This window comes from Clostridium sp. AM49-4BH, assembly GCF_003478335.1.
Taxonomy (GTDB): domain Bacteria; phylum Bacillota; class Clostridia; order Lachnospirales; family Lachnospiraceae; genus Butyribacter.
On sequence record NZ_QUFB01000024.1, the window covers coordinates 35,566 to 44,197 of the forward strand.

Below are 8,632 nucleotides of genomic sequence, written 5' to 3' on the forward strand. Positions count from 1 at the left end.
TCCACAATTTAGTCCACAGCTTGAATGTGTATTTGTGTGCTATTTTCTTTCCAAAGAAACTGTGTTAAAATACAATTCGCACGGAAATATAACGTGTAATTTACTTTACATATACGGAGGCTGCAATGGATCATATATTACTTTGTACTAACCATATACCGCCGATCACAACGATATATAACAGCTTTATTGAAGATTATATGCCAGCTGCCAACGGCAGTTACGTTAAGGTGTATCTCTACATTGCGAAATGTCTGCAGGCAAAGGAAAGTAATTTTTCCATTTCCTCTCTTGCGGATCAATTAGAAAATACAGAAAAAGATATTTTGCGGGCGTTAATGTACTGGGAGAAAAAGGGGCTTATGTCCTTAAACCGCGACAAAGCAACCGGAGAGATCTTAGGACTCGAAATGCTGATCCCCTTTGCGGAACGTGATTTCGACACTTATGAAAACACCGCAAAAGAATCTGCTGCATCGCTAGGCGTAGATTCTGATCTCTCAGAAACCGGTGCGCTCGATAGACGCAATTCTGATCTCTCAGAAACCGGTGCGCTCGATAGACGCAATTCTGATTTCTCAGAAACCGACGCAGCGAATACATCAACTTATGAATCATCCGGAACCGACGCTCCTTCTAATGTCAATTCCGATGTTCACAGAGCAAGCAGTTCCGCGCAGGAGAAGAATTCCTCTACCGTGAAACCAATTCAAGTTTCTCCGGAACAGATTCAAGAATTGTCCGCCAACGAGGATTTCGTATGGGTATGCAATGTTGTCGAAAGCTACCTTGAACGCCCAATGAAACCAACCGAAATACAGCTTATTACCTATTTGTATGGTACACTGCATTTTTCCAGAGAACTGATCCTGCATCTCTACGACTACTGCATTTCTATGGGAAAGACCGCCTGCAATTACATTCAGACAGTCGCCCTGTCATGGCACGAGCAGGGGATCAAAACGCCGGAACAGGCACAGAATGCTTCTGTACGATATCTGGCTTCCTACAATGCTGTTTCCAAGGCTTTAGGACTTGGTCGCGGTCTTGCAGAAATCGAAAAAAAATATGTGGATCATTGGCAAAATGACTGGAATATGGATCTTAGTGTGATCTTAGAGGCCTGCAACCGCACTGTGCTTAAGCTGCACCACGCAGACTTCAAATACACCGAAGGGATTTTGTCTCATTGGAATGAGCAAAACGTTCGCACATTACAAGGTGTAGAACAATCAGATCTGCACTATGCACAGACCAAAGAGCAAAAAGAAAAGAAGAAACCTTCCACATCTGGTAAACAAACACCGCGCAATCAATTCCAAAATTTCAAGCAACGGGATGTCAGCAGCGAGGAATTACAGGAATTGGAGCGCAAATTACTTATGCAATAGTACGATCTGATGACAGACCGCAGCACATACCATCACGCAGCAACCAGGAGGAGACGCCATGGGAATATCCAACACACAATATCGCGATATCATGTTTCAATACGATCAGACGCGAATGAACAATCAGCGCATACTGGATAAGCGGTACGAAACACTTTTTGCTGAAATTCCGGAATTAGAACAGATCCAACACGATATTATGGACTTATCACTGACGCAGGCGCGCAAAGAATTGTTTCAGACCGAACCGGACCCAAAGAGCGAAGCTGAATACAGTGCAAAACGCGAAGCATTGCTGTCCCGCAAAAAGGCACTGCTGTTACATCACGGCTATCCGGAGGATTATCTGCAAAGCATTTATACCTGTCCGGACTGCAAAGACACCGGCTATCAGAACAACGAACCTTGTCACTGCCTTAAAAACGCTGAGATCAAGGCTCTTTATGAAAGTTCAAATCTTATGGACATTCTGAATCATGAGAATTTTGACACCTTTGATGATAGTTACTACGACGACACCATCGTCAATGAAAATCTTTCTCTAACAGCCCGCCAAAATATTCGCAAGGTAAAAACGGTCTGTCTAGACTATATCAAGCACTTTGATGATTCCTATGACAACCTGATATTCTATGGTTCTACAGGCGTCGGCAAAACCTTTCTGACGCACTGTATCGCCAAGAAACTTTTGGATACATCTCACACGGTGCTTTACTTGACTTCATTGCAGCTTTTTGATATTTTAGAGAGGAATAAGTTCCGTCATGAGGATATTTCCACTTCAAACGAACAAATTGCATATATGCTGCAAAGTGATTTGCTCATTATAGATGATCTTGGGGCAGAATTGGTCAATGGCTTTACGTCTTCTCAGCTGTATTATTTTATTGAGGAGCGCCATATCAACCATAAGTCAACCATCATCTCGACCAATTTATCGTTTCAGGAATTACGTGACCGATACAGCGAGCGTATTTTCTCACGTTTTATCGGTTTTTATCATTTCTTCTTAATAATTGGAGATGATATACGTCAGAGGCTAGATTAACTGCCAAATAACATGATAACAATTATATAAATTCATACGGAGGACATTTTACTATGAAACGACATGACAAGTTAGCAGACACACTTCCTGTTGGTACCCTTGGTATCTTGGCGCTGGAGAGCAGCCACGACATGGGCAAACGAGTAAACGATTATATCGTTGACTGGCGAAAGGATCGCGCTGCACAAAATGCTACCGCATCTACCTTTGCAGGATACAACCGTGATTCTTTCTTGATTGATTCCGCATGCCCGCGTTTTGGTTCCGGCGAGGCGAAAGGCATCATCAACGAATCTGTGCGTGGAGATGATTTGTATTTATTAGTTGATGTCTGCAATTACAGCTTAACTTATACCGTTTGCGGACACACGAATCACATGTCGCCGGATGATCATTATCAGGATCTTAAGCGTATCATTGCTGCAGTTGGTGGCAAGGCACGCCGCATCACTGTGATCATGCCTTTCTTATATGAAAGCAGACAGCATCGACGCAGTGCACGCGAATCCTTGGACTGCGCAATGGCATTGCACGAATTAACACAAATGGGTGTTGAAAGTATTATCACCTTTGATGCACATGATCCTCGCGTTCAAAACGCAATTCCTTTGAATAGTTTCGAAACCGTTCAGCCTACGTATCAATTCATCAAAGCACTTCTGAAGAACGTGCCGGACCTTAAGGTTGATGCAGATCATTTGATGGTGATCAGCCCGGATGAAGGTGCTATGGGACGTGCTGTATATTACGCAAACGTTCTTGGCATCGATATGGGTATGTTCTATAAACGCCGCGATTACAGCCGCATTGTTGACGGACGCAATCCGATCATTGCCCATGAGTTCCTCGGCTCTGACCTGCAGGGCAAAGATGTTATCATCGTCGATGATATGATTTCCTCGGGTGAAAGCATGATCGATGTTGCAACACAGTTAAAGCAGCGCAAAGCAAATCGTATTTTTGTTGCTGCAACGTTTGGTCTGTTTACAAACGGCATGTCCAAATTTGATGAAGCACATGAAAAAGGCTTGATCGATAAGGTTCTCACAACAAACCTTGTATATCAGCCGGAAGAAGTTTTGTCTAGAGACTATTATGTCAGCGTAGACATGAGCAAGTATATCGCCTTATTGATCGACACCTTAAACCACGATCAATCCATTAGCGGTTTATTAAACCCTGCAGAACGTATTAATGCCATTTTGGAAAAATATGGACAGCGTTAATTAAAGCATAAAATTGAGAAAAGCAACAACAAGTTTCCTTAAAACGCTTAGACCGCAAGGTTTGAGCGTTTTTTTACAAATCGTTTTGAAAATTAAGATTTTTTTTAGAATATGGACAAATTCTGTCCACATTTACATGCTATTATGTATACATAGAAATCAAAGAGAACAGATTTCAAGAAAAACAGTGAAATCAAAAGAAGCATTTGATTTCTACCAAACTAGCCGACTGACTTATGTTTGAGATAGATTCTTTTTCATTTTTTTCATTGGGCCTGTGGTAGCTCCCTCTGCCACAGGCCGACTCCTTTTTAAACCCAGATCATTCTAAAGTAATTCGAGCGAGACACCTTAAATCAAGTGCATCGCTGCCATTTCTCTCTTTAAGATCTCCTTGTTAGCATCTTCCATCTCTGTCAAAGGTGCGCGTAATGAACCAACGTTTTTACCCATCATATTCATAGCAGCTTTTACCGGGATCGGATTTACTTCACAGAACAATGCATCACATAACGGAAGTGCATCAAGCTGCATCTTGGCACTCTGCTTCACATTTCCATTCAAATAATTCATAACCATCTCATGTGTATACTTCGGCGCAACATTTGCCAACACAGAAATCACGCCTTTTGCTCCCAAAGAAAGCATCGGAATTGTCTGGTCGTCATTTCCGGAATACAGATCCACATTACCATCGCACAGGTGCAGAATTTGCGCTACAGCGCTGATGTTACCGGAAGCTTCTTTCACACCTGCAATATTGTCTACATCTTTAATAAGTGTAGCGATGGTCTGTGGTGTCATTCCGCAACCGGTACGGCTTGGTACATTGTATAAAATGATCGGTGCCGTGATCTCTGACGCAATCTTTTTATAATGTGCAATCAAACCATTCTGCGTTGCCTTGTTGTAATACGGAGTTACAACAAGCACACCCTCTGCTCCTGCCTCAGAAGCTTCTTTGCTAAGCTGTACTGCTGTTGCCGTGCAGTTAGAACCGGTGCCGGCAATGACCGGAATACGGTGATTTACACGCTCAATCGCAAAACGAATCACATTTGCATGCTCTTCTTCAGATAAAGTTGCAGACTCTCCGGTCGTTCCACAAATAATAATCGCATCTGTTCCCTCTGCAATCTGCCACTCCAAAATCTCATCTAATTTGTCGTAGTTTACCCCCAAGTTCTCTTTCATTGGTGTGACCAAAGCCACGCCTGCTCCTGTAAAAATTGACATAATTTCCTCCATTCTGCTTTCGCTATTCCCAAATCGGGGTTCTGATTTTTAGATATTGGTTGTCGTTTGAGCATTTTCCCACCCATGCACTCACAGTTACCTTTTGCAAATGCCATTTTACGGGAAATTCGAGTTACCCAGCTAACAAAAAGAGGTGATACACGGGATGTATCACCTCTTTGAAGTATCTCTTCAAACCGATAGCTCTCCATCCTCTTGATGACAGTCATGTCGTTATTCACGCCATGCCCAAGAAATCTTGCTACAGGACAAGCTTTCTTTCGGCACTGTTCCCTTTCTGATCTCATCTACTGCGCCTGACGCATCCGAAATCCTACTCATGAAGAGTGCGACCTCTATCTTTTTTACATATATGAGAATATCACTATCCTCTGCTTCTGTCAACGCTAACTTATGCTTCCTAGCACTAACTTATATTTCCCAGCATTATGCTGTCAATGCTAACTTATGCTTCCCAACAGTATACCGAGCAAAAAACCTCATGCTCTTTATTTATCCCACTGAGCAATAATTTCCTGTACCGCAGCCAAAAAACGATCCATTTCCGCATCCGTTCCAATGGATATTCGCAGATAATTGTCAATGCGCGGATTGGAAAAATACCTGACAAAAATGTGCTGCTTGCGCAATTCTTCAAACAAATGTGTAGCTGGAACAGTTTTATGTGTCGCAAAAATAAAATTTGTCATCGAATCTCCAAACGTAAAACCAAGCTCCGTAAGTGCTTGTTTGGTGCGCTCTCGTGTTGCAACAATCTTCGCTGTAGTCTCCTCAAAATAATCCTGATCTGATAACGCAGCAACGCCAAGTGCTACGGATAAACGAGTCATCGGATAACTGTTAAACGAATATCGAACGTCGTTCATTGCCTTGATCAATTTCGCATTACCGATTGCATGACCAATACGCATTCCTGCCATAGATCGAGATTTTGAAAACGTTTGTACTACCACAACATTTTCATACTCGTCCACCAGCGGAAGTGCTGTATAACCGCTAAAATCTGCATATGCCTCATCAATTATGACAACAACATTCGGATTAGCTTCGATGACTGCGCGCAAAAACTCCTCACTTTGACGAATACCCGTCGGTGCATTTGGATTGGCTATCACGATACCGCCATTTTCGCACTGATAATCTTCCAATCGAAGTGCAAAGGCATCATCCAAAGCCGGACGCTCATACGGAATTTGAAATAATTCTGCCCATACATCATAGAACGAATATGTAATATCCGGGAACAAAATCGGTTTACCCGAATTAAAAAATGTCAAAAACGCAATAGCAAGTACATCATCGGATCCTACTCCTGTATACACCTGATCTGCCTGCACATGATATCTTTCTGCCAGCGCATTGACTAAGTCTGTCGATGCCGGATCCGGATATAATCTCAGGCTGTCGAGTTCAAACTTCTGCAGTGCTTCTGCCACCTTTGGTGATGGCGGATATGGATTTTCGTTAGTATTCAACTTAACCATGTCCGGCAAATTAGGCTGTTCGCCCGGAACATACGGCTCTACTTTGCGAAAATTATCTTCCAATCTACTCATGTCGTACCTCTTTTCCGTCTATTTCTGTCGTCCACTTAGAATTGTTACACTTATTTACTGATAACACTCAGCCAGCTTCTTAAATGCCGGGAGCGAGCGCTCGATCATCGCATGATCCACACAATAAGCAATCCGCACATAACCAGGACACATAAATGCACTTCCCGGAACCATTAAAATATGGAACTCTTTTCCTTTGGCAACAAATGCCTTATCATCTTCCTTAGCCTTAACCCAAAGATAAAAAGCCCCTTCCGGTTTAGCACACTCAAAGCCATACTCTGTCAGAGCATTGTAAAGCAGCTTTCGGTTGGCATCATAGGCTGCAACATCCGTTGTCGCATCCAGACATTTTGATACCGCAAGCTGCATCAAAGATGGTGCATTTACAAATCCTAAAATACGATTCGCAACATTTGCTGCACAAATAACATTTTCAAAATCATCTACCTCATCCGGAATCACAAGGTAACCAATACGCTCACCCGGAAGAGACAGAGATTTACTATAAGAATATCCTACAATTGTATTACGATAATACTTCGTCAGATATGGCACTTCTACGCCATCATAAGCAAGCTCACGGTATGGTTCATCTGCAATAAGGTAAATCTGCGTTCCAAACTCTTTTTGCTTCTCCTCCAATACTGCTGCCAATTTCTGAATCGTTTCTTCTGAATATACTACACCGGTAGGATTGTTCGGATTATTGACTATCACTGCTTTCGTCTTTGCCGTGATCTTCTTTGCAAACGTCTCAAGATCGAGCTGGAAAGAAGGTACATCTGCCGGTACAACTACCATTACACCGTCAAAGTTAGCTACATAATTATTATATTCTCCAAAATATGGTGCAAATGCGATTACTTCATCGCCCGGATCTAACAATGTTTTAAGTGCAACATTAAGACCACCTGCAGCACCTACTGTCATAATGATATTATTCTGAGAAAACTTTGTGTCAAAGCGGCGATTTAAGGACTGTGCAATTCTCTCGCGCACTTCCTCGTATCCGGAGTTGTTCATATAACCATGCACGAAATTCGGTGCATCCTCATTCAATGTCTCAATAATGGCTTCTTTAACCTGTTTTGGAGGCTCTACGCTTGGGTTTCCAAGACTGAAATCATAGACGTTCTCTGCGCCAAACTCAACCGCCATCTTCTTCCCTTCCTCAAACATTGCTCTTGTAACCGAGCTTCCCTCAACAAATTTCACCATTTTTTTTGCTATCATATTATGTACCTCTCTATACTTTGATTTTATTACAACGAGAAAATATATACACAATACCGGTCACCCGGTTTACACATAAAACGTATATCAAAATACCGCCTACGCAAGCATTTCTATGTCTCGCCGCATCTTACTCGCACTTTTTATTATATGCCTACGGATATATTCATGTCAAACCTTTCCCGTCATAGAACACAGTAATTCCATATAAATATATTTTTCATTCCAACTTCGCACATCCGAAGCTGCCATCTGGTCACTTATTGCTTATTATGTCGATAGTTTCATTATATTTTGCAGGCACCATATTGTGGGTTCTTCCATGAAGAAACTATAGCAATTGCCTTGCCGCAATTAGTTTCCTATTAATTAATAAACAAAGGTGCCAAAAAAATTTTGACACCTACTCTTTAAAATATAAAAATGCGCGATCAGGGGTTCGAACCCTGGACACCCTGATTAAGAGTCAGGTGCTCTGCCAACTGAGCTAATCGCGCATATCTGACATATCAATGTCAGCAACTCGTTTAATATACCACACTTTCGCATGGAAAGCAAGTGTTTTTTTTACTTTTCCCACTTTTCCGACTTTTTCAATTCACCCTTTTTGAACAAACATCCCAATAACCTTATCAAGAGCAGCTTCAGATGTGCGCAGGTTGAGTTTCTTACTCTAACTTTCCATACCTCAAATCCTCCACAACCACCTATTGCTTATTATGTCAATGACTATATTGCATTTTGCAGTCACCAAAGAGTGCTTTCTGCCATCCGAGAACTATAGTAATTGCCTTGCCGCATTTTCGTTTTTGGTGATTTCTAAATTTTGTTGTCTCTGATGATTGATTTACATGCCCTTCGGAAACTCGAAGTCCTGGAAGCAAGGTATTCATCATTTTTGAAAGGGACTTTGCGCTC

General features: G+C 42.0%; 7 protein-coding genes, 1 tRNA gene and 1 riboswitch. Of the genes, 3 read left to right on the forward strand and 5 right to left on the reverse strand.

The features are described 5' to 3' along the window. Positions 1 to 125: 125 nt before the first annotated feature. The 3 genes from DW981_RS08290 to DW981_RS08300 are packed head-to-tail and all read left to right on the forward strand — an operon-like array spanning position 126 to position 3,665. On the forward strand, positions 126 to 1,391 hold the full coding sequence (locus tag DW981_RS08290) for a DnaD domain protein (protein ID WP_118507374.1): 1,266 nt from the start codon (positions 126 to 128) through the stop codon (positions 1,389 to 1,391). 58 nt (positions 1,392 to 1,449) lie between these two features. Next, positions 1,450 to 2,439, forward strand: coding sequence for an ATP-binding protein (locus DW981_RS08295; protein ID WP_118507375.1), 990 nt, complete (start codon positions 1,450 to 1,452; stop codon positions 2,437 to 2,439). Between the two features lie 53 nt (positions 2,440 to 2,492). After that, positions 2,493 to 3,665, forward strand: a complete 1,173-nt coding sequence (locus tag DW981_RS08300; RefSeq protein ID WP_022025554.1) for a ribose-phosphate pyrophosphokinase — start codon at positions 2,493 to 2,495, stop codon at positions 3,663 to 3,665. A gap of 351 nt (positions 3,666 to 4,016) precedes the next feature. Here the strand turns inward: DW981_RS08300 and dapA are convergent, their stop codons facing one another. From dapA to DW981_RS15360, 5 genes are all read right to left on the reverse strand, one after another. Beyond that, positions 4,017 to 4,901, reverse strand: a complete 885-nt coding sequence (gene dapA, locus DW981_RS08305; RefSeq protein ID WP_118507376.1) for a 4-hydroxy-tetrahydrodipicolinate synthase — start codon at positions 4,899 to 4,901, stop codon at positions 4,017 to 4,019. 193 nt (positions 4,902 to 5,094) lie between these two features. Next, positions 5,095 to 5,268: riboswitch (Lysine riboswitch) on the reverse strand. Between the two features lie 142 nt (positions 5,269 to 5,410). Further along, positions 5,411 to 6,478 carry a histidinol-phosphate transaminase gene (hisC, locus tag DW981_RS08310; RefSeq protein ID WP_118507377.1) on the reverse strand — a complete coding sequence of 356 codons (1,068 nt, stop codon included), beginning with the start codon at positions 6,476 to 6,478 and terminating at the stop codon, positions 5,411 to 5,413. Between the two features lie 54 nt (positions 6,479 to 6,532). Next, on the reverse strand, positions 6,533 to 7,714 hold the full coding sequence (locus DW981_RS08315; protein ID WP_022025557.1) for a pyridoxal phosphate-dependent aminotransferase: 1,182 nt from the start codon (positions 7,712 to 7,714) through the stop codon (positions 6,533 to 6,535). A gap of 424 nt (positions 7,715 to 8,138) precedes the next feature. After that, positions 8,139 to 8,211 (reverse strand) — tRNA-Lys (locus DW981_RS08320). Positions 8,212 to 8,436: 225 nt separating this feature from the next. Continuing rightward, a partial coding sequence (locus DW981_RS15360; RefSeq protein ID WP_207663990.1) for a hypothetical protein occupies positions 8,437 to 8,632 on the reverse strand: 196 nt, incomplete at its 5' end.

Coding starts and splice junctions, on each gene's coding strand:
- DW981_RS08290 (WP_118507374.1), top strand. CDS start 126: ATGGATCATATATTACTTTGTACTAACCATATACCGCCGATCACAACG.
- DW981_RS08295 (WP_118507375.1), top strand. CDS start 1,450: ATGGGAATATCCAACACACAATATCGCGATATCATGTTTCAATACGAT.
- DW981_RS08300 (WP_022025554.1), top strand. CDS start 2,493: ATGAAACGACATGACAAGTTAGCAGACACACTTCCTGTTGGTACCCTT.
- dapA (WP_118507376.1), bottom strand. CDS start 4,901: ATGTCAATTTTTACAGGAGCAGGCGTGGCTTTGGTCACACCAATGAAA.
- hisC (WP_118507377.1), bottom strand. CDS start 6,478: ATGAGTAGATTGGAAGATAATTTTCGCAAAGTAGAGCCGTATGTTCCG.
- DW981_RS08315 (WP_022025557.1), bottom strand. CDS start 7,714: ATGATAGCAAAAAAAATGGTGAAATTTGTTGAGGGAAGCTCGGTTACA.